The organism is Labrys sp. (in: a-proteobacteria) (assembly GCF_047605565.1).
In the GTDB taxonomy this organism is placed as follows: Bacteria; Pseudomonadota; Alphaproteobacteria; order Rhizobiales; family Labraceae; genus Labrys; species Labrys neptuniae.
In genome coordinates this window covers 34,215-55,475 of sequence record NZ_JASGFM010000032.1, presented here as the reverse complement: position 1 = coordinate 55,475, position 21,261 = coordinate 34,215, and the positions used below count along the sequence as shown (strand labels likewise).

The window sequence follows — 21,261 nt, the reverse complement described above, 5'->3', positions numbered from 1 at the left end:
ATAGTCGCATTGAAACGGGAACAGGGCATGGCTGAAGTGGTGGGCTCGCTCGACCGCGCCGTGGCGCGCGACGACGGTCCCAAGGTCCCGGCGGCCGCCATCCCGACGGCCGAGCGCCCGAAAACCGGGCTGCTCCGGCGCATCGACTGGAGCAAGGCCGGCCTCCTGGTCGGTCTCGCCATCTTCACCATCGCCGCCGCCGCGCTCTACCAGATCTTTTCCGGCATCACCTGGTCCGAGGTGAACAATGCGCTGTCGCGCATCGCCTGGGGCCAGGTGGCGCTCGCCTTCCTCGCCACCGCCCTCTCCTACAGCGCCCTGATCGGCTACGACCTGCTCGCCTTGCGCCATGTCGGCGCGCGGCAGGTGCCGCTGCCGATCATCGCCTTCACCTCCTTCATCAGCCACGCCTTCACCTATACGCTCGGCTTCGGCGTGCTCACCGGCGGGGCCGTGCGCTGGCGCATCTACCAGTCGCACGGCGTGAAGCCGAGCCTGATCCTGGCCGTGGGCGCGCTGACCACCCTCACCTTCTGGCTCGGCATCGCCACGGTCGCCGCGATCTGCCTGTTGTTCCAGCCCTCGGTGCTGGCCCCGCTGGACGGGCTCGCCCCCGGCCTCAACCTCGCCATCGGCCTTGCCGTGCTCGGCGGGGTCGCGATCTGGGTGCTCGTCTCGGCCCTGCGCCCGCGCACGATCAGGGTCGGCGAGCACGCCATGCCCCTGCCCGGCCCGGGGGCGACGCTCGGGGCCATCCTGGTCGGCCTGCTCGACACGGTGGCGGCCGCCGGCGCGCTCTGGCTGATCATGCCGGCGGGCCCCGATGCCGGCTTCATGAGCTTCCTGGCGGTGTTCGCCGTCGCCACGGTGCTCGGCGTCATCAGCCATGTGCCGGGCGGCGTCGGCGTGTTCGAGACCACCCTGATCCTGGCCCAGCCGCAGATCCCGGCGGCGGACATGCTGGTCTCGCTGATCCTGTTCCGCCTGGTCTACTACGTCATTCCCTTCGCCATCGCCTGCCTGATGTTCGGCGGCTACGAGATCCGCCAGCGCCGGCAATCGGTGGGCCGGATCGCCCGCACCATCCACGAGATCGCCCGGCCGATCATCCCGCGCGCCGCCAGCATCGCGGTGTTCATCGGCGGCGTCATCCTGTTGTTCTCCAGCGCCACGCCCGAGGAACATTACCGCATCGCCATCCTGCGCGGCGTGATCCCCCTGCCCTTCGTCGAGGTCTCGCAGCTGGCCGGCAGCATTTCGGGCCTGGTCCTGCTGGTGATCTCCTACGGCCTGGTCCGGCGCATGGCCAATGCCCAGCGCATCGCGGTGCTGCTGCTGGTCGCCGGGGCCGTCTTCGCGCTGTTCAAGGGCCTCGACATCGAAGAGGCCATCATCTGCTCGATCGTCGCCGGCCTGCTCGTGCTCTACAAGGACGAGTTCTACCGCCAGGCCGACCTGTTTTCGGTCAGACCCTCCTTCGAGTGGATCCTGGCCTGCGTCGTCGCCATCGGCGCCACGATCTGGCTCGGCTTCTTTGCCTATGCCAATGTCGACTACCAGCACAAATTATGGTGGGATTTCGCCTATAATGCGGACGCCCCGCGCTTCCTGCGGGCGACCTTGGCCATGGCCGTGGTCGCCATCGGCATCGCCGCCTATATCCTGATGCATCCGAGCCGCGCCGCCTTCGATCCGGCCACGCCCGAGGAACTCGAAACCCTGGTGCCGCTGATCAGCGATTCCACCCGCTCGGACGCGCATCTCGCCCTGCTCGGCGACAAGCGCTTCCTGCTCTCGGCCAGCGGCAAGGGCTTTACCATGTATGGCGTGCAGGGGCGCAGCTGGATCGCCATGGGCGACCCGGTGGCGCCCGAGGACGAGGTCGACGCCATGGTCTGGCGCTTCAAGGAGCTGGTGGACCGCAATGGCGGCACGCCGGTGTTCTACCAGGTCACCACCGGCCACCTGCCCGCCTATCTCGATGCCGGCTTTTCGCTCGCCAAGCTCGGCGAGGAAGCCTGGGTCGACCTGAACAAGTTCACGCTGGAAGGCAGCGAGGGCCGGCGCCTGCGCCAGGCCCGCGCCAAGGCCGAGCGCTCCGGCGCCTCCTTCGAGATCGTGCCCGCGGCGCAAGTCGAGGCCATCCTGCCCGAGCTGCAGGCCGTCTCCGATGCCTGGCTCGAGGAGAAGGGCAACAAGGAGAAGGGCTTTTCGCTCGGCTTCTGGTCGCCGGACTATATCCGCCGCTACGACCAGGCCGTGATCCGCCAGGACGGTCGCATCGTCGCCTTCGCCAATATCTGGCGCGGCGCCGACCGCCAGGAATACACGGTCGACCTGATGCGCTATCTGCCGCAGGGCCCGGCCGGCATGATGGACCTGCTGTTCATCGGCCTGCTGGCCCAGGCCAAAAGCGAGGGCTTCGCCTGGTTCAATCTCGGCATGGCGCCGCTCTCCGGCCTGCCGCGCCATCGCCTCGCCTCGCTGTGGAGCCGCGTCGGCTCCTTCGTCTACAAGCGCGGCGACCGCTTCTACAATTTCGAGGGCCTCAGGGCCTACAAGGACAAGTTCAAGCCGGATTGGCGCCCGAAATATCTTGCCTTTCCGGGGGGCCTGGCCCTACCGCAGATTCTCATGGATGTTACCGGCTTGATCGCTTCGAGCCCGAGACGCGCTTTGCCCGAGGAGGCCAGTTGATGCGCCGCATCGCCCTGTTCTGTTTCGCCCTGCTGGCCTCGACGGCATCGGCCCTGGCGGCCCCGCGCGAAGTGAAGGTGCAGGAGGAGATCCTCGGCACCGTCACCGTGCTCGCCCCCGAGGAGGAGCCCACCAAATTCGTCGCCTTGCTCTCCGACAAGGACGGGCTCACGCCGGCCTACCGGGCCGTGGCCGACAAATTGGTGGACCAGGGCGCCGCCGTGATGCTGATCGACAGCCAGGCCTTCATCGACGGCCTCGCCAAGGGCGACGAGGAGGATTGCCACTACGCCTTCGGCGACATCGAGGATTCGGCCCGCGAGGCGCAGCGCCAATTGGGCATGCAGACCTGGCGCTGGCCGGTGGTGATGGGGCTGGGCACGCTCGGCGGCACCTTCGCCTATATCAATCTTGCCCAGGCGCCCGAGAACACCGCCGCCGGCGCCGTCTCGACCGGCTTTTCCGACGAGATGGCCTCGAAGCTCCGCATGTGCGAGGGCGCGCCCGTCTCCAAGGCGGCCGACGGCAAATGGCAGTACAGGCCGCTCGCCAAGGTGCCGGGGCGCTGGACCTATGTCGGCGCCGCCGCCCCTGACGCGACCACCCAGGCCTTCGTCACCGGCACCAAGGATGCCCAATCCATCGTCGCCGATGGCGGAGCGGACGCCCTCATCGATGCCGCGGTGAAGGCCGCCGTCGAGATGGGCGCGCCGCCCAACCAGGAACTCGGCGACCTGCCTTTGGTGGAGCTGCCGGCCTCGGGCCCGCCCACGGGCCTCGCCATCTTCATCTCCGGCGACGGCGGCTGGCGCGACATCGACAAGACCATCGGCGAGATCCTGCAGAAGGAAGGCGTCGCCGTGGTGGGCGTCGACTCGCTGCGCTATTTCTGGAGCACCAAGGAACCGGACGTCATCGCCGGCGACCTCACCCGCATCATCGGCTACTACACCAAGCTGTGGGGCGCCAAGCGCGTCGCCGTGATCGGCTATTCCCTGGGCGCCGACGTGATCCCCTTCGTCTGGCAGAAGCTGCCGCCGCCCATGCAGAAGAAGATCAACCTCCTCGCCATGCTGGGCCTGGAGCCGACCGCCGATTTCGAGATCTCCGTCTCCGGCTGGCTTGGCGTCGCCTCCTCCTCGGATGTCGACCTCAAGCCCTATCTGCCCGGCCTGCCCTTCGAGAAGACCATGTGCTTCTACGGCAAGGAGGAAGTGGTGGAGAACGGCACTGCCTGCGTCTTCCCCGAAATGAGCAAGGCCACGCTGATCGAACGGCCGGGCGGGCATCATTTCGACGGGAATTACGAGCCGGTGGCCCGGGCGATTTTGGAAAGGTTGAAGAAGTAGCGCCAAGCATCGGCCAGGGCCCATCTCCGGGCTCCCTGGCACGACTGGATGGCCATCGCTCGTCTCGCGGCTCAATTCCCGACGCCACGCGAGAGGGCGGCATCATAGGAGACATCGATGAAGCGCGTTGCCGCCGGCGAGCATCATGCCGCCTATGAATTCGGTCGCCTGGCGTTGATTTCCCTCCGGGACGGCTATGTCGACATGCCTGTCACCCGGTTGCGCCAGCCGGGCGACCGCCCCTTCGGCCCCGACCTGCCACCGCAGCTTCATCTCGTCGAGGGCGGATTGAGGCTATCGGTCAACGCCTTCGCCATCGATGACGGCGAGGCGGTTACGCTGATCGACAGCGGATCATCGAACGCCTGGCACCCGAGCATGGGCTTTCTGCCTCAGGCCTTGCGCGAGGCGGGCATTGCCGTCGAGCGGATCCGGACCGTCGCCTTTACCCACACGCATCTCGATCATATTCACGGGCTTATTCTGCCCAATGGCGAGGATGCCTTCCCGAACCTCTCCCGCCTGCTGGTGCCGCGGGCAGAACTCGGGCTGTTCCGGGACGAAGCCAGACTCCAGGGGTTCCACGAGAGAGCGGAACCCTTCGAGCCGGGGCAATTCCTGGGGGCTGATATCGAGGCCCTGGCCGCTCCGGGCCACGAGGCCGGCCATACTTGTTTTCGCGTCACCAGCGAGGGCGAGACCATCCTGATCTGGGGCGACACGATCCACGTACCATCGCTGCAATTCGACAGGCCGGAGTTGACCTGGGAGTTCGACGCCGACCAGGAACAGGCGCGCGCAAGCCGCATGCGCCTCATGGCCCTGGCAGCCGACAATGGTTATTGCATCGCAGGGGCCCATCTCGACTCGCCCGGTGTCGGCCGTCTCTCACGCACGGGCAAGGGCTTTCGTTTCGAGCCTTTGTAGTATCGGCAAGCGGCGATTAAAGAATAGGCCGAGCAGATCTTGTAGCGAGAATTACGCAGATACAACTTAGGGTGACAGCGCATTTAATCGAGGACGGAAAATCTAAAGAAGATTAAATCTACTGTTACCGTCGTTCCAGCAGACTTACTACCGTAGCATTTCAGCGGCAACTGGGGAACGGCGCGACCACAGACACAGCACGTCAGGTTCTCGGGCAATCGACACGAGCACCGATAGCGAGCATTGTAAGCTGCGGCGTCGGCATCGCGATTTCTCCGACGCCATGTGAGGAGCGTGGACAACCTAATTTTGCGGCTTGCGCTGTAGCGATCGTTCGATGTTCAAGTACCGCTTGTTGGCCGAGGATGATGAGATGATAGCCGTTAGCGTTGCCGTTGGCCCGAGAATAATGCTGCAAAGTGGCACATGGTTCGATTTCCTCGATCCAGAGAGCAGTGACTTCAGAATAGAAGATATCGCAGCTGGCCTTTCCAACACATGCCGATATGCTGGTCAGTGCTCCACTTTCTACTCCGTCGCGGAGCACAGCCTGCTGGTGAGCGAGGTCGCGCACGATTATGCCTACGCGGCGCTAATGCATGACGCGGCAGAGGCTTTCATCGGCGACATCACGCGTCCTCTGAAGCAGCTTTTGCCTGACTTCAAGCAGATCGAAGCCCGCGTCGAGAAGGCGATCTTTGGCCGTTTCGGTGTACAGCAGCCGATGCCGAAAGAAGTAAAGGCTGCCGATTTGCGCGTGCTGGCCGCCGAACAGGTACAAATTATGCCACGCGAGACATCGCTGTGGGCGTTTTCTGATGGAATTGAGCCCGCGCCAATTACGGTCAAATGCCTGACGCCGACTGAGGCTAAGGAAGCGTTCCTGGCGCGGTATCGCGATCTCACCTTACATGCGACCGCGACGAGGCGCTCCCGCGTTGCATAGCGCGTCGCACTTGAGACTCTTTGCCAACCGCGAATTCGCCGAGATTGCGCCTGTGATGAAGCCGAACTACGCGCCCAAGATCCGTAAGGACCGTTCCCTCGACCGACTAGCCGAGACGGGAAACGTTGCGCAGTTCATCAGTTTCTCGCCAGACGGCACCGGGACGCGTCAGGAGTTCAGCCGAGTCGCGGGCCACACGCCCAACGATCCGTTCTTGTCTGAGCGCCTCGCCCTAGAGACGCTGCTGATGCGCAGCCCCGAGGCATCGATAAATCTCAGGAGCTTCAGTCCCGACGATCCACGCAGCCGCGAATTTGTCTACGGCATAACCAACGTCGACGATGCGGTCAGCGTTCTCGATCGGCTGTCCGGTGACGGCTTATTCGTCATCGCTAATGAGACCGTTGATGTAAAAGATGGCGGCGTGTCTGGTGTCGCACAGGGCGGCGTTATCGAATTTTCGCCCGACGACACGCCGCGCTGCGTGGAGAAAGACGGCGTCGCGTCCCTGCCGCTGCATCTTGGCCTATCGATGCTTGAGACTGTTTATGGCTTCAGGCCAGAGCTCGGCGAAACTCGCGGCGTACGCATCGAGTTCAGTGTACATCCGCGTCCGCGCGGATGGCGGCACACGCATACACTGCTTTGGGAGCATGAAGAGATCGGCCTGGAGCAGCACCAACCTGCGCTGATCTGGCCGAACAATTTCAGCCGGCATCTCGGCGACAAGGCCTACGGCCTGTTGATGGCCCATCTAGTGGGACTTCCAACGCCTCGAACCACTGTTATCGGACGTCGCGTTGCTCCGTTCAGCTTCGGCCTTGCGACCGCGAGCCGCGAAGTGTGGACGCGAACCTGCCCGCGCGAGCCAGAGCCCGGCCTCTATACGACAGTCAAGGGTTGGATTGACCCGTTCACTCTGCTTGCCGAGGAAGACAAGACCGGAGACGCCATCCGGTCGGTTCTTTGCCAAGCCGCCGTTCCAGCGCGCTATTCTGGTGCGGCGATCGTCACCGGCGACGGATCGCTGGCGGTTGAGGGACGCGAGGGAGAAGGCGACTTGTTCATGCTGGGCGTGAAAGCGCCGGAGCTTCTGCCGGCGCTGATCGTGGACTCAGTCAAAGCCACCAATCGTAGGCTTGAGGACGCACTCGGTCCGGTTCGTTTCGAATGGGTTCACGACGGTGATCGGGTGTGGATAGTCCAGTTGCACCTCGGCGCCACTCGCAGCACGTCCAAGGTGCTGGTTCCGGGCGATGCCGAAGACTGGGTTCGCTTCGACGCTCGAGACGGTCTTGAGAAGCTGCGGGCCGCATTGCGCACGCTACACCCCGGTGCCGGCCTAGCGCTCGTCGGCAATGTCGGCTTGACGAGCCATATCGCCGATGTCGTCCGCAAGGCTGGAAGACCGGCCCGCATCGTCGTTAGCTGACCGGGTCAGGTCTTCACGTAAGGTCCCTCATCCTCGGACGAGCCAGGCTTGCGCCAAAGCGGCGTGGCTTTCTCCTCATGTACGCGGTGAACGGCGAGCACATGATTCCGAATGTCTGGTACGCCGCCAGTGATGACTAGCTCGACGACGGCTTGTTCCTTGCCGCGAGCCTTTCTCCAAGTCGCGAAGTCATAGTCGGCGGTCGTCTGGAACGTGTCATTTCCGCGCTTCACGGGATTCATGATCGTGGAGCCGCTGTTGTAGGGACAGAGCAGGACGTTCTTCTCGTTGGCTTTGAAAAGGCTCGCTGTGTCCACGGTCAGCACGACCTGTGGATCTGCGCGATACGCCCTTGCCCCAAGCAGCCGCTGCAGGCGTTTGCGCGACAGCCAGAAGAAGCACTTCTTGTTCAGCAAGCGGTACCAGTCCTCGGGTGTCAGCCCGTCGAGCAGGCACTTTTTAAGCGCACTGTCCGACATTGGCTTCTGGTCCCGCACGATCGCGCCTGGCAATCCGTCGGTCTCGATCGGGATCGAGACCGGGCGGTGTTCCGCCTCAATCGCATGGCGTTTCTTGCCTACGTAGCCGTAGAGATCGAGCAGAGCGCTGGTGCTGAGAAGGCCGTGCCTCTCGATCGACGGCCAACTCCCATCCATCGCCATGTGCCAAAGACGAGGATACGTCGCGAGGAGTTCGTCGACGGTCATAACCAATTCCTTCGGTCGATGATCCCCCGAGGCTCGAACCTGGTCGAAATCAGCGAGACTGGCGCGTTCGTTACGCGCTCGACTCCCTCGATGAAGTGACGCGTCTCCTCGGTCAAGTCAGCGTATTGCCGCGCCTTTCGGTTCTCAATGCTGATGTAGTCCGAGAACGACAAAGCGATGTCGGTTGCGCCATTGAGGGAGGACGCGCGACGTACCTGCTCCCAGTCGAACTCGGCGATACGACGCGGGTTTCTCGATATTGAGCCCTTCTCGGTGCCTGCGATCTCCTCCGCCGGCACACCGCTGCGATCCGAAATCGCCTTGTAGGTTATTTCGCGCGCGATCGGCCCGGACGTGCCGCCGACCCGGATCGGATAGGTCCGCGTCACCATGATCACCTTCCGGACCCTCCCCGGGGCGATGCCCGCGTCAGCGAGACACCCCGAGGCGGTGGTGTCACGCGACGTCACGTGCGGCCAAGCCCCTTTAGCGATCGGGCCGTCCTCGCTCGGACAGACCCCATGGTGCAAGCTCAGGTCAGTGCCTTGCGTGCCTTCCAGAAAGACCTTCTTGCCCCTCGCGAACGCCGCCTCGAATAACGGGATGGCGGGCCGCACGAAGTTTTTTAGTTCTGCGACGTCTCGGGCCAATCTCACTGGAATGTCGATTGGACTGGGGTGGAACCGTCCTAGAATCTTTCGGGCAGTCGCGGCGCCGACACCCTGCTTGGTTGAGCCAATGGCGTCACCATGGGTAGATTCGTAAGTCCGGTCGGCATCTTCAATGATCATTGCCTGGGGGTCGATCGACAGTCGCACGGCGGTCAGCCCGCGCTCCCCGATTTCTTTCAGAAGTTGCGGCAGGTAAAGCGTCGCTCCGGCGCCGATGACGATGTCAGCTTTCGCGTTGGCGGCGGTTCCGGAGGGGAGCTGAATGTATTTGATCTTCTCCGGGAGAGCTGCCCAATGTCCGGCGTTCGGGCCGCCGACGCGGACGAGCATGTCATACCCGGAGGCGAGATAACTGCAGACGTGCCCCTTGCCTTCGCTGCCATATTGGCCACCCACGACAACGTCGACGAGACGATCGAGCTCGAGGGGATAAAGACCCAGGCCAGCGACCGCCTGAGCGACGACAGAATCGGGTTCGCAGCGGGAGGCGTCAACGACGCGGTCCGCGACCGCTTTCAGCGATCGAATGGCACGCTCCGTTTCACTGTTCTGGAGTTGGTCGTAGTCGGTGAACTCTCCGATTTGGCTGTGACGATTGTGGTAGCGTGCGCGGAGAACCTCGTCGTCAGCGTCGATGAAGACGTGCCAAACGCGAACCCGATCGCCAAAATGGCGGCGGATGTGATCAATCTGTTTTTTGATACGGATCGCGTCGACGATAATGACTTGGGGACTATTTTCTGACAACTTCCTCGCGAGCGCGTCAGACACCCACTTTCCATCCGTTTCCCGATCAAGGCGCTCTCCAGTCGCTTGAAGATCTTCTCGCTCTCTTTTCGCACCGATAGTCAAAAGTAATTCGCGTGTCGAAAACCGATCAGCGTCAAACCGAGCCTTCAAGACTTCGCAGAAGCTCGATTTTCCGACGCCGACTGGGCCGGACAAAGCTATAAGAACACGCATGAGAGCCCCCCTCCGCCTTCTTTCAAAGCGAGAACCTGATCCACTCGATCGGATCAGCCTATATGCTCGCTTTCTTATCTTCTAATACTTCTCAATCAAGTCTATTGTAAAGTAGATCGGCTCATGATTCTAAAATTATTCGACAAAGACACCATCTACACCGCGAAAGCGATTTTTTGATCAATTGCATGCCGGAACACGTCCGAAACAGCTAGCCTAACAGGGCATCTTCGCGCGGTTGCTGAGGCTCGCGTCGAACTTAACCCGGCTCAGCGCTCCAGCGGGGCGAAGCCCTCTTTCGGTTAGAACTTATTGCGCCCCGTCAACGAAGACGTCCTCCCGGTTCTCAACTGGTCAATGTTTGCTCCTGAGCAATCGCAAAATTGGGCCATACAACCGAAATGGAGCGCAAAACGGACATTCCGATAAGGTTCGCAAAATCACCATCTCGGTGAGGTCCGCATCCCAAAAATGAATGTCAGTTCCCCTTGACTTCACTCGATAGCCGACCGTCCCGAATCTCCCACTCCTCCCCCCCGACTTGCCCCCGTCACATCCCTGTGGAACTTTCCCTCCTCCACCGCCTTTCGGGATGCCCGCCATGCCTCGTCTCAATCGCCGCCAGACGCTGGGCCTCGGCCTTGCCGCCGGCTTTTCCGTCACCATGCTGTCGGGCGCGGCCGAGACCGCCGAAGCCGCGCCTGCCGGCACCACCTTCTCGCTGCTGCTCGTCAACGACATCTACAAGGCCGGCGACACCAAGGGCCGCGGCGGCTTTGCCAAGCTCGCGGCCGTGGTCAAGGCCGAGCGCGCCCGCGGCGTGCCCATGCTGTTCTGCCATGCGGGGGATTGCTTCTCGCCCTCGCTGATGTCGGGCTTCGACCAGGGCGAGCACATCGTCGCCCTCACCAACATGATCCGGCCCGACATCTTCGTGCCCGGCAATCACGAGTTCGACTTCGGCACCGAGGTCTATTTCAAGCGCATGGGGGAAGCGAACTTTCCCTTCTACGCCGCCAATATGCGCCGGGCCGATGGCAGCCCGGTCCCCGGCATGAAGGACAATTCGATCCACGAGCTCGGCGGCATCAAGGTCGGCGTCACCAGTCTGGCCCTGGCGGCGACGCCGCAGATGTCGCAGAGCGGCGACCTCGTCTTCGCACCGGAGCTGGAGACGCTGAAGCGCGAGGTGGAGATCCTGCGCAAGCAAGGCGCCGAATTCATCGTCTGCGTCGCCCATACCGATCGCGCCATGGACAATGAGATCGTGCGCTCGCGGCTGGTCGACGTGCTGCTGACGGGCCACGACCATGATCTCGCCATCAGCTATGACGGCCGCACGGTGATGGTGGAATCCAACGAGGAGGGCAATTTCGTCACCGCCATCGATTTCGTGGCGACGGCGAGCGGCGAAGGCCAAGGTTCAAAAGGTCTGAGCCGCAAGATCGCCTGGCTGCCGAGCTTTCGCGTGCATGACAGCCTGTCGGTCGAGGCGGATCCTGAGGTGCAGGCCGCGGTCGACAAATTGGAGGCCGAGCTGTCGCGCGAACTCGACGTGACGATCGCCACCACCGCGGTCGAGCTCGACAGCCGCACCGCCAGCGTGCGCTCCCAGGAAACCGCCATGGGCGATCTCATCGCCGATGCCATCCGCGCCCGCACCGGCGCCGATTGCGCCATCATCAATGGCGGCGGCATCCGCGCCAACAAGCTCTATCCGGCCGGCGCGAAGCTGACCCGGCGCGACATCCTCTCCGAACTCCCCTTCGGCAACACCAGCGTGCTGGTCGAGCTCAAGGGCGCCGACATCAAGGCCGCGCTCGAAAACGGCGTCTCGCAGCTGGAGAATTATGCCGGCCGCTTCCCCCAGGTCTCGGGCCTGGCCATCGTGGTGGACGCCAAGGCGCCGGTGGGGGCACGCATCGCCTCGGTCAGCGTCAATGGCGAGACGCTCGATCCGCAGAAGCGCTACAAGGTCGCCTCCAACAATTTCATGCTGGCCGGCGGCGACGGCTATGACGCCATCGGCCGCGGGCGCGTGCTGATCGGGGCGACCGACGGCAAGCTGCTCGCCAATGAGGTGATGGTCTATCTGCGCGAGAAGGGCACCCTCACCACCGGCGTCGGCGGGCGGATCAAGGTAGAGGGCTGAGGTGGGGGCGAGATGAGGCATTTGGAGATAAAGCTCGACATATGAGCCCCCTCGCCCCGTTTACGGGGAGAGGATAGAGGTGAGGGGCTCCGCCGAGCGTGCAATTTATGAGGTCGCGCAGCCCCTCATCCTTACCTTCTCCCCGTAAACGGGGCGAAGGGGTGGCGGATGTCGAGCCTTCCATCCCTTGATCAGCGCCCGTGGACGAGGACATCCGCGCGCTCCCAGACCCACCCTCAATGCCCGTGATTGGCGCCGATGCCGGCCCTCGCCTGGCGCGGCACCGGATCGGCGGAGAGCAGGGGCGCGACGATGATGTCGGCCAGCCTTTCGGCATCGCCGCTGAAGCCGTGGCCGCCGGCCTCGCGCAGGATGGCGAAATCCGGCCGCGCCTTGGCCAGGGCCGGGCAGGCCAAGGCGGCCATGCGGTCCTCCTGGCCGTAGATGCACTGGACATTGGGCGCATCGATGCGCGCCGCCTCGGGCAGGAGCGCGATCTCGTTGGGATAGTCGTCGTCGCTCAGCTCGACCCGCATGTCGGTCGCCGGCGCGATCGAGAGCAGGGAGACCACCGCGACGATGCTCTTGATGCGCTTGGGCAGGCGGTTATAGACCAGCGGCAGCGCGTCACCCCCGAAGGAATAGCCGACCAGGGCCACCCGATCGACCGGCCAGGCGGCGCGGTAATGCTTGATGATGCGCTTGAGATCGGTGGCGACCTCGCCCGGATCGCGCTTGGCCCAGAAATAGCGCCTGGAATCGATGGTAACCACGCCGACCCCGCGCCGGGTCAGCGCGGTAGCGAGGTCGACGTTGAGCTGGCCCATGCCGCCATCCCCCGTCAGCACCACCGCGAGCCGATGGGCCGGCTCGGCGGGTTCGGAGACATAGAGCGGCAGGTCGGAGAGATCCCCCGGGCCATGCGGGCCGGCATCCTTGCCGAGGGCCTCGGCCGCCTCCTCGGCGGCGCTCTCGTCGCCATCCTCGATTTCCCGCAGGGCCATGAAACTGGCGGTGGTCGCGGCCGAGACGTCGGCGCTGGCAAGCGCCGCCTTGTCGATGGCGCAGGCCGAGATGGTGTCGGGCCTCATCGTGGTGGTATGGACGGCGATCACCCCGGCGATGCGATGGCTGTCGGCCTGCAGGGCGAGCGACCGCGCGGCATCGCGGCCGAGGCCGGCCCCGGCCAGCACGGGCGTGACATAGGGCGCGATCGCCTGCTCGCGCTCGATGCGCAGCGTGGTGTCCTCGATATGGCCGGCGAGTTCGGGGCAGGTCATGCGGCGGCGGCCGCCGGCGGTGCGCCGCGCGGTCGGCCAGTTGAGGCCGATCACCAGGTCGCCGCGCTGGCGGAATTCGCTGGCGAGGGTGTCCTCGTCGCGGCCGAAGCCGTCGGCATCGGACAGCAGCACGATGACATTGGCCGGCTTGTCGGCGGGCCGGTAGAGTTTGACATCGTCGAAGATGGGGTCCTCGACGTCCTGCGGGGCGGCGGCCTGCGCGGCGGCCGGCAGTTGCGCGAGGATCATCAGGGCGGACAGGGCTAGGAACAAACGCATGCATCACCTAACAGCATGCAACGGCCCACCGCTTCGCATGCCTCAGGCCGCACCGTCGCTCATGGACCGGATTGCAATCCATGAGCGTCGACGCGACCTAAGGTAAGGTATGCCCGGCTCGATGTGCTGTCGAGTCCGCGATTGGGCGTAGGCCCATCACTTCATGTTGATGCGCGTCATCACCACGGCGGCCAGGATCAGCACGCCGCCGACGAGCTGGTCGAGGCTCAGGGCTTCGCCGAAGACGAAATAGGCGATGATCGCCGACAGCACCGGATGCGAGAGCAGGATGATCGCCACCACGCCGGCAGGCAGCCGGCCGATGCCGACCGCGCTCAGCCCCTGGCCGAGCACCTGGCAGATCAGGCCGAGGCCGATCACCACGGCCCAGCCCTGCGGCGACTGCGGCAGGAAGGGGCCGCCCTCGACCAGCACGATGGCGATGAGGCCGATGGACGCGACCACGGTGGAAACCAGCGAGGCATCGGCGGCCAGGCGGGTGTTGCGCGCCACCCTGAGCGCCACGAGATAGAAGGCATAGGCGAGCGCCGCGCCGAGGGCCAGCAGATCGCCCCTGCCCATGGTGAGGCCGGTGCGATGGGCGCCGCTGGTGATGGCGACGCCGACCAGGGCGATGGCGAGAGCCCCCAGCACCGCCGGCCGGATACGGTCGCGCAGCAGCACGAAGCCGGCGACCACCGAGGCCACCGGCGCCAGGTTCGAGATGAAGCTGGCATTGGCCACCGAGGTCAGCGGCAGGGCGGCATGGTAGAAGGCGAGATCGGCGGCAAAGGCCACGCCGGCGAGGCTGGCCGCCAGCAGACCCGGCCGGGTCACCAGGGATGCCATGCTGCCGCGCCCGGCCCGCCGCCTCTCGGCCTCGGCCCAGACGAACAGCACCGGCAGCGAGAACACCAGCCGCCAGAAGGCGGCGGCGGCCGGCGCGACATCGGCGAAGCGGATCAGGATGGGCGACCAGGCGATCGCCAGGACGGAGGCGATCATGGCGCCCAGGCCGACGGAATCGAGGGTGGGCAGGCTGGCCGGACGCGGGGCGGAAGCGATGTCGCTCATGGCGGGCTCGGAAGCTGGTACTCGTGTACTGGGACTCGTCGACGGATGAACGGATCGAATTGGCTCGACCTTTGTCATTGCCGGACATGACAAAGGCGGTGTTTCAATTGTTTCCGGATCGTCACTTACTGCCAGGATAAGCCGCGCTTCACATAAGCGAAAACGAATGTATCTTATGGCAGGATTTCATTTCCTTATGGATCTATCCCGATGCGGCATTTCGATACGGACAGCCTGGAAACGCTGGTCACCATCATCGACCGTGGCGGCTTCACCGCGGCGGGCGACGCCCTCGGCAAGACGCAGGCGGCCGTCAGCGTCATCGTCTCGCGCATGGAAGCGCGTATCGGCAAGCGCCTGCTGGAACGCTCGCGCAAGGGCGTCACGCCGACCTTCGCCGGCGAGATCCTGATCGGCTATGCCCGCCGCATCCTCAGCCTGGAGGACGAGGCGCTCGCCGCCATCGGCGGCGACGAGGCCGCCGGCCGGGTGCGCCTGGCCGTGCCCGACGACTTCGTCGACATGATGGTGTCGCCGCTGATCGGCGCCTTCTCCCGCCGCTTCCCGCGCGTGCAGCTGGAAATGCGCTGCGACCTCTCCTTCCGCCTCGAGCCCATGCTGGAGCGCGGCGAGGTGGATCTGGCCATCATCACCCAGGATCCCGCCCGCCCGCTCGGCGAAGTGCTGCGCCGCGAGCCGCGCGCCTGGTGCGCGGCACGCGACCACCGGCCCGAACTGATCGATCCCCTGCCGCTCGCGATGTTTCCCGAAGGCTGCCGCTGCCGGCCGGACGCGCTCGCCGCCCTCGACGCCATGGGCAAGCCCTGGCGCATCGCCTACACGTCCAGCCACATGCCGGGCATCCATTCGGCCGTGAATGCCGGCATGGCCATCACCATTCTCGGCATTTCCTCCATTCCCAAGGAATGGCGCCGCCTGGGCGAGGAGGAAGGCTTTCCGGAGCTGCCGCATCTCGACATCGCCCTGGTCGTGCCCGCCAATGCCAGCGTCGCCACCAAGCGCTTCGCCACCTTCCTGCGCGAAACCGTGCTGCAGCAGGAGGCGCTGGCGGCCTAGGCAGGCCCCTCTTGATCGAGCCACGGGCCCGATCAAGAGGAATCTGCAAGATAGCAAACACTTGCAGAATTTCCCCGCGAGACCCATCCGTGGGTTTCGCGGGGAAATTCTGCATAAGCGTCAGTCTGCCAGGACGCGATCGTCGCGGCAGACATTCACATTCGTGAAGGTGGCCTCATAGCCGTCGCTGAACCGGACCTTGATGTCGAAGAAGCAGTTGGACCCGCTCATGTTCAGCACCTTCGAGCTCTGCGGCGCGACGGGAGACGCCAGGTCGGCAGGCTGCCAGGGATCACTTTCGCCAGCATTGGCAAAGAAGACTTCCTGGATGGAACGGCCCGAATTACGATTGACCACCGTCACCGTCCCATCTGCAAAAGCCGATGTAGAGAGCGTCAGGCCTATCAACACAACTGATCCAAAAGCATAAATCTTCGTATTTATATTTTTCATTTCTTTTACCGCAGCATTGATAGGCGATTTTAATATAAAATCCGATCCGTCATTATCGAATAGGCATTCAGATTAAGTTCGACATGACAATGAATCGAAGTTTTCTGCCCCCATTCATTCCCGCTACGGTTACTCCTGCCCCAGAATCATTGTCAAGGCGTCCTGATGCACTGAAGCAAAGATGTGTTTAGGCGGGAACACACCCGGCTCCAATTCTTCGTTTCGCTACGTTTTCGTGCGTCCCGGCGACGCCATCGGCCTGCCGGTCGGGCGGTCATAATGGGCCCGCTGTGGCAGAGCCCTTGCCGCCTCAAATCCCCAGCACGGCGCCGTCGATCGCAACGGCGCGGGCAGACAGCAGAAAAGCGACACTATCGGCGAGGGCTGTGCTGTCCCTGCCGATCAGATTGATACGGCCGGCCGCCTTGCCGCTGAAATGGTGAATGATGGCTCCCAGCCCTCCGCGGCATGCCGCCCCCGGCCAGTCATCCCCCGATTTCGGCGCCACGAGAACGATACTGCCCGGTGCGGCCAGCACCGGCAACGCCGCCTGGAGGGCCTCGACCGCATGGCCGAGATTGAGCGCCAGCCCCGCCTGCCAGGCCTCCCGTTCCTGCCCCTCGCGCTCTTGCCCCGCCGCCATGGTCGCGTTGCAGACCAGACCGTCGAGGCGCCCGAAGATCTCGATCACGGCAGCGATGAAGGCGGCCGCCTCGCCCGGCACGGAAAGGTCGCAGGCATAGGCCAGGCAGCGCCCGCCATGGCCTTCGATCACGGCATGGGCCTCGGCCAGTTCCTGCGCCGACCGCGCCGCGATCGCCACCGCCGCGCCCTCCGCCGCCAGGCGCTCGGCGATGGCCCGCCCGACACCCCGCGAAGCACCCGTCAGCGCGATGACCTTGCCGGCGAATTCCAGATCCATGCGGGCCTCATTCACGCTCGAAGCGCGACAGTGTCAGAGTGGCGTGTGGAGCGCGGACATCTTGTCCGCTCTTGCAAGGGCGGACAAGATGTCCGCGCTCCATCCCTCACCGCATCAGGCGCGGCACCGTGCCGGTCAGGCCGGTGGCTTCCCGGATGAACAGCCGCTTGGCCGCCGGAAAGCGCTCGACCAGGCCGAGGCCGACATCGCGCACCAGGCGGATGGCGTCGTGGTCGTTGGAGAACAGGCGGTTGAGGCCATCGGTGGCGAGGCCCATCGAGACGGTGTCGAAGCGCCGCCAGCGCTGATAGCGCTCCAGCACGTCCGGGCTGCCGATATCCAGCCCGAGCGCCGCCGCATCCACCACGCATTCGGCCAGAGCGGCCGCATCGCGGATGCCCATATTGAGGCCCTGTCCGGCGATGGGATGGATGATGTGGGCGGCATCGCCGACCAGCGCCAGCCGGTCAGCGATGAAACTGCGGGCGATGCGCATCGACAGCGGGAAGGCGGCGCGTGGCCCGATCACCTTGAGCTCGCCGAGCTTGAGGCCGAAGCGGCGCTCCAGCTCGGCATGGAAGCCGGCATCGTCGAGGCCGAGGATGCGGGTCGCCTCCTCGGTCCTCTCGGTCCAGACCAGGGAGGAGCGCCGGCCCGTCAGTGGCAGGATGGCGAAGGGACCGGCCGGCAGGAAATGCTCCTCCGCCCGCCCTTCATGGTCGAGCTCATGCTCGACCGTGGTGACGATGCCGGACTGGCCATAGTCCCAGCCATGCATGGCGATGCCGGCCTGCTCGCGCAGGCGCGAGCGCCCGCCATCGGCCGCCGCCAGCAATTGCGTGGCGATGTCGTCGCCCGAGGGCAGTTCGGCGGTGATGCCGTCCTCGGTCAGCTTGTAGCGGCTGACGGAAGCCCCCTGCCCGCGCAATTCGATGCCAAGGGCCCCGGCCCGCGCCACCAGGGCATCGAGCAGCAGCCGGTTCTCCACCATATGGCCGAAGGGCTCGCCCGGCTCGACATCGCCGGCGAAGGACAGGAAGCTCGGCCGGATCGGATCGTCGAGCTTGGAATCGGTGATCACCATGTCGAGGATCGGCTGGGCCTCATCGGCCACCGCCTCCCAGACGCCGAGCTTTTCCAGGAAGCGCCGGGCACCCGTGGCAATCGAGGAGGAACGCGGATCGCGCGAGGGGCCCTTGCCGAGCATGGGATCGACGATGACGACCGAAAAGCCCGCACCGAGTTCGGTCTTCAGCGCCAAGGCGAGACCGAGGCCGGCAAACCCGCCTCCGGCGATGACAAGATCGGCTTTGCTGGCCATGTCCGAACCCCGCGCTTGACTTTCCAAAGCGTTTTGCGATTTGACGGAATCACCTCGAATCGCAAAGACGCATCCAACCAAAGAGCTAGAGCAAAGGGCGTTTCTACCAAAACACGCTTTGCTCTAGGAAGGATCGCTGCTCTGCCTTCCATCAAGGAAAGCCTCATGTCCGATCCCTTTGCGAATCTCATCTCGATACTCGATCTCGAACAGCTCGAACACAATCTTTACCGCGGCACGAGCCCGCAGGGCGGCTGGCAGCGCGTTTTTGGCGGCCTGGTGATCAGCCAGGCCCTGGTGGCGGCAACCCGTACCGTCGAGCCCGACCGCCATGTCCATTCGCTGCATGGCTATTTCCTGAGGCCTGGCGATCCAGCCGTGCCGATCATCTACCAGGTCGACCGGCTGCGCGACGGCAAGAGCTTCACCACCCGCCGCGCCATCGCCATCCAGCATGGCCAGCCGATCTTCTCGCTTTCCTGTTCCTACCATCGCCCCGAGGAGGGCTGGCACCACCAGGCCACCATGCCCGACGTGCCCACCCCGGACCAATTGCCCTCGCTCGCCGAGCTCAAGGACCAGTTCCTCGGCCATCTGCCCAAGGTCGTCCGCGACTATTGGGAGCGCGAGCGCCCGATCGAGCTCAGGCCGGTGGACATGAAGCGCTACACCGCCCGCACGCCCCGCGAACCCCGGCAATATATCTGGATCCGCGCTGCCCGCAGGCTGCCCGACGACCGGGCCCTGCACGAGGCCGTGCTGGCCTATACCACCGACATGACCCTGCTCGACACCACGCTCGTCGCTCATGGCAAGAGCGTGTTCGATCCCGACGTGCAGCCGGCGTCGATCGATCATGCCATGTGGTTCCATGCCCCGTTCAAGATGGACGAGTGGCTGCTCTACGCCCAGGAGAGCCCCTTCACCGGCGGAGCCCGCGGCTTTGCCCGCGGCGAGATCTGGCAGGAGGGCCGCCTGATCGCTTCGGTGGCCCAGGAAGGCCTGATCCGCAAGCGCTGGGACAAGCCGCCGGTCTGAGGCGTCGCGCCGGGAAGCGCTTGGGCGCGTGTCGCTATTTCGCCGTGAAGAAGGTCAGGAGCACCTTGCCCTTCTCGCCGATCAGACAGACGAAGCGGTCGGGCCGGCCCGTCTCCTTGGCCCGCTTGATATAGGCCTCGCCGAGCACGACGGTCTTGACCGGTACGTCTCCGACCTTGGTATCCGCCGCCGAGACCGCAATGCTCTCCTGGTCGATGACGAGATCGGCGACGTCAGGCGATTTCTGCTGGAGCGCCAGCAGGCCGCTTGCCTTGCAGGCCGCGACTTCGGGGGCCTCGGCCGCCCGGGCGTCGAGCGCCAGCATCATCCCGCCTGCGGCCAGAAGTGAACGCAAAATCATCGCCATATGGCCAGTTCCCCACTCTTGCTCCAGCAAAATTGCCCTGATTAACGCAAGGTGAGGTCGTTTGTTCCGCGGCTACCGGCCCATCGCGGCGAGAATGGATCGTTCCAGTGCGGCACCCTCGCCTTCCACCAGCACCATCTTGATCCGGCTGGTCGCCCCCTGCCTGATCGATACACGGCTCGCGGATACCCCCAGGGCCTTGGCCACCAGCTTCACCAGGGCCTGGTTGGCCTCGCCGTCGGCAGGCACGGCGCGTACCTTCGCCGTCAGCACGGCACGGCCATCCGCCAGGGTCTCCACGCTGCCGAGCGCATCCCTGCCGCCGCGCGGCGTCAGGCGCATCGCGACGAGCAGCCCGTCCGGCGTGATTCGCCAGGGGGCGCCAGGATCTGAAGCGCTCAAGGCACGTAGGGATAGATGTAGTAGGCGATGATCCGTTCGATGAAGATCGCGATCAAGATCGCCACGAAGGGCGAGAAGTCGATGCTGCCGAAATCGGGCAGGCGGCGCCGGATCGGCGCGAACACCGGTTCCGTCAGGCGATAGAGGGCATCGCCGATCGCCGCCACCGTGGGATTGCGCCGGCTGACCACGTTGAATGCCACCAGGTATGAAAACACCACGGAAGCCAGCACGATATAGATATAGAGCTGCAGCAGGATGAGGATGATGTCGAGGATCGCGCGCATCGGGTCTCCAAGCCTTCCGGGCCATTCACACCTGCCCTGATCTAGCGACCGGGACGGTGCACCGCAAGTGTGGGGGATCCAGAAGAGGCGGACGAGACGTCCACGGCCCAGCCGCGGCGTCACCCCCGCAAGCCTGACCGGGTTCGCGTCGGGAGCGCAACCGGCTGGGACCGCGGACATCGCGCCATTGCCTCTCACCGCGATCTCTGCGACACATTCGCCATGAGCACGCATGATCACGACCACGACCATGACGACGACCATCATCATGGCGCGCCGCCCTCCCCCATGGCCGAGCGGGTGAAGAAGCTCGAAACCGTGCTGGTCGAGAAGGGCTATGTCGACCCGGCGGCCCTCGACGTCTTCATCGATACCTATGAGAACAAGGTCGGCCCCCGCAACGGCGCCCATGTCGTCGCCCATGCCTGGCGGGACGAGGAATTCCGAGCCTGGCTGCTGGAGGACGCCACCGCGGCGATCGCCTCGCTCGGCTATTCGGGCCGGCAGGGCGAACATATGAAGGTGGTCGAGAACAAGCCGGGCGTTCACAACCTCATCGTCTGCACCCTGTGCTCCTGCTATCCCTGGTCCGTGCTCGGCCTGCCGCCGGTCTGGTACAAATCCGCGCCCTATCGCTCGCGCGCCGTGATCGATCCGCGCGGGGTGCTCGCCGAGTTCGGCGTCACCCTGCCGCCCGATACCGAAATCCAGGTCTGGGACTCGACCGCGGAGTTGCGCTATCTTGTGCTGCCCCAGCGGCCCGACGGCACCAAGGGCTGGAGCGAAATGGCGCTGGCGCAGCTCGTCACCCGCGATGCCATGATCGGCACCGGCCTCGCCATCCAGCCGGGCGGGCTGTGAGAGCCGTCAACACGCACCTTGTCATCCCCGACCGAGCCACTCGCCAGCATAGCGAG

The 21,261-nt window shown here is 64.7% G+C and carries 19 protein-coding genes; 9 read left to right on the top strand and 10 right to left on the bottom strand.

The window, feature by feature from the left end:
- Window positions 1–27 precede the first annotated feature (27 nt).
- The 5 genes from mprF (at window position 28) to QM672_RS23715 (ending at window position 7,351) form a co-directional block, all read left to right on the top strand.
- Complete coding sequence (mprF, locus tag QM672_RS23735; RefSeq protein ID WP_415085558.1) at window positions 28–2,697, top strand: bifunctional lysylphosphatidylglycerol flippase/synthetase MprF; 2,670 nt, start codon at window positions 28–30, stop codon at window positions 2,695–2,697.
- The gene (locus QM672_RS23730) at window positions 2,697–4,046 is read left to right on the top strand and encodes a virulence factor family protein (RefSeq protein ID WP_415085556.1); all 1,350 of its coding nucleotides are present in this window, start codon (window positions 2,697–2,699) and stop codon (window positions 4,044–4,046) included. Before mprF ends, QM672_RS23730 begins: the two co-directional genes overlap by 1 nt.
- 117 nt (window positions 4,047–4,163) lie before the next feature.
- On the top strand, window positions 4,164–4,973 hold the full coding sequence (locus QM672_RS23725; RefSeq protein WP_415085554.1) for an MBL fold metallo-hydrolase: 810 nt from the start codon (window positions 4,164–4,166) through the stop codon (window positions 4,971–4,973).
- Between the two features lie 337 nt (window positions 4,974–5,310).
- Window positions 5,311–5,919: a hypothetical protein gene (locus QM672_RS23720; RefSeq protein WP_415085552.1), complete on the top strand. Its 609-nt coding sequence runs from the start codon at window positions 5,311–5,313 to the stop codon at window positions 5,917–5,919.
- A 10-nt stretch (window positions 5,920–5,929) separates the two neighbouring features.
- Complete coding sequence (locus QM672_RS23715) at window positions 5,930–7,351, top strand: hypothetical protein (protein WP_415085550.1); 1,422 nt, start codon at window positions 5,930–5,932, stop codon at window positions 7,349–7,351.
- Between the two features lie 5 nt (window positions 7,352–7,356).
- On the opposite strand, the gene QM672_RS23710 is transcribed toward QM672_RS23715, so the two are convergent.
- On the bottom strand, window positions 7,357–8,058 hold the full coding sequence (locus QM672_RS23710; protein WP_415085548.1) for a DUF7002 family protein: 702 nt from the start codon (window positions 8,056–8,058) through the stop codon (window positions 7,357–7,359).
- Window positions 8,055–9,692, bottom strand: coding sequence for an adenylosuccinate synthetase (locus QM672_RS23705; protein ID WP_415085546.1), 1,638 nt, complete (start codon window positions 9,690–9,692; stop codon window positions 8,055–8,057). Before QM672_RS23705 ends, QM672_RS23710 begins: the two co-directional genes overlap by 4 nt.
- Before the next feature lie 601 nt (window positions 9,693–10,293).
- Between QM672_RS23705 and QM672_RS23700 the strand changes: the two genes are divergently transcribed.
- On the top strand, window positions 10,294–11,844 hold the full coding sequence (locus tag QM672_RS23700) for a bifunctional metallophosphatase/5'-nucleotidase (protein WP_415085544.1): 1,551 nt from the start codon (window positions 10,294–10,296) through the stop codon (window positions 11,842–11,844).
- 236 nt (window positions 11,845–12,080) lie between these two features.
- Here the strand turns inward: QM672_RS23700 and QM672_RS23695 are convergent, their stop codons facing one another.
- Window positions 12,081–13,403: an alpha/beta fold hydrolase gene (locus QM672_RS23695; RefSeq protein ID WP_367625379.1), complete on the bottom strand. Its 1,323-nt coding sequence runs from the start codon at window positions 13,401–13,403 to the stop codon at window positions 12,081–12,083.
- A 156-nt stretch (window positions 13,404–13,559) separates the two neighbouring features.
- Window positions 13,560–14,477 (bottom strand): DMT family transporter, encoded by a 918-nt coding sequence (locus tag QM672_RS23690; RefSeq protein ID WP_415085542.1) that lies wholly within the window; start codon window positions 14,475–14,477, stop codon window positions 13,560–13,562.
- A 210-nt stretch (window positions 14,478–14,687) separates the two neighbouring features.
- Here QM672_RS23690 and QM672_RS23685 point away from each other — a divergent pair, with 210 nt between their 5' ends.
- Entirely contained in the window at window positions 14,688–15,554 is an 867-nt protein-coding gene (locus QM672_RS23685; RefSeq protein ID WP_149252110.1) for a LysR substrate-binding domain-containing protein, read from the top strand.
- A 120-nt stretch (window positions 15,555–15,674) separates the two neighbouring features.
- Here the strand turns inward: QM672_RS23685 and QM672_RS23680 are convergent, their stop codons facing one another.
- The 3 genes from QM672_RS23680 to QM672_RS23670 form a co-directional block, all read right to left on the bottom strand.
- Window positions 15,675–16,007, bottom strand: a complete 333-nt coding sequence (locus tag QM672_RS23680; RefSeq protein WP_367625377.1) for a hypothetical protein — start codon at window positions 16,005–16,007, stop codon at window positions 15,675–15,677.
- Window positions 16,008–16,317: 310 nt separating this feature from the next.
- On the bottom strand, window positions 16,318–16,929 hold the full coding sequence (locus tag QM672_RS23675) for an SDR family NAD(P)-dependent oxidoreductase (RefSeq protein ID WP_367625376.1): 612 nt from the start codon (window positions 16,927–16,929) through the stop codon (window positions 16,318–16,320).
- A 106-nt stretch (window positions 16,930–17,035) separates the two neighbouring features.
- The gene (locus tag QM672_RS23670; RefSeq protein WP_415085539.1) at window positions 17,036–18,250 is read right to left on the bottom strand and encodes a ubiquinone biosynthesis hydroxylase; all 1,215 of its coding nucleotides are present in this window, start codon (window positions 18,248–18,250) and stop codon (window positions 17,036–17,038) included.
- A 165-nt stretch (window positions 18,251–18,415) separates the two neighbouring features.
- On the opposite strand from QM672_RS23670, the gene tesB reads away from it, so the two are divergent.
- Window positions 18,416–19,288, top strand: a complete 873-nt coding sequence (gene tesB / locus QM672_RS23665; protein WP_415085537.1) for an acyl-CoA thioesterase II — start codon at window positions 18,416–18,418, stop codon at window positions 19,286–19,288.
- 34 nt (window positions 19,289–19,322) lie between these two features.
- Here tesB and QM672_RS23660 read toward each other — a convergent pair whose 3' ends face one another.
- The 3 genes from QM672_RS23660 to QM672_RS23650 form a co-directional block, all read right to left on the bottom strand.
- The gene (locus QM672_RS23660) at window positions 19,323–19,655 is read right to left on the bottom strand and encodes a hypothetical protein (RefSeq protein ID WP_415085535.1); all 333 of its coding nucleotides are present in this window, start codon (window positions 19,653–19,655) and stop codon (window positions 19,323–19,325) included.
- Between the two features lie 72 nt (window positions 19,656–19,727).
- Entirely contained in the window at window positions 19,728–19,997 is a 270-nt protein-coding gene (locus QM672_RS23655) for a DUF167 family protein (protein ID WP_415085593.1), read from the bottom strand.
- A 56-nt stretch (window positions 19,998–20,053) separates the two neighbouring features.
- Window positions 20,054–20,344, bottom strand: a complete 291-nt coding sequence (locus QM672_RS23650; RefSeq protein ID WP_068293246.1) for a YggT family protein — start codon at window positions 20,342–20,344, stop codon at window positions 20,054–20,056.
- Between the two features lie 222 nt (window positions 20,345–20,566).
- On the opposite strand from QM672_RS23650, the gene nthA reads away from it, so the two are divergent.
- The gene (nthA, locus tag QM672_RS23645; protein ID WP_367625372.1) at window positions 20,567–21,205 is read left to right on the top strand and encodes a nitrile hydratase subunit alpha; all 639 of its coding nucleotides are present in this window, start codon (window positions 20,567–20,569) and stop codon (window positions 21,203–21,205) included.
- The last annotated feature ends 56 nt before the right edge of the window (window positions 21,206–21,261 follow it).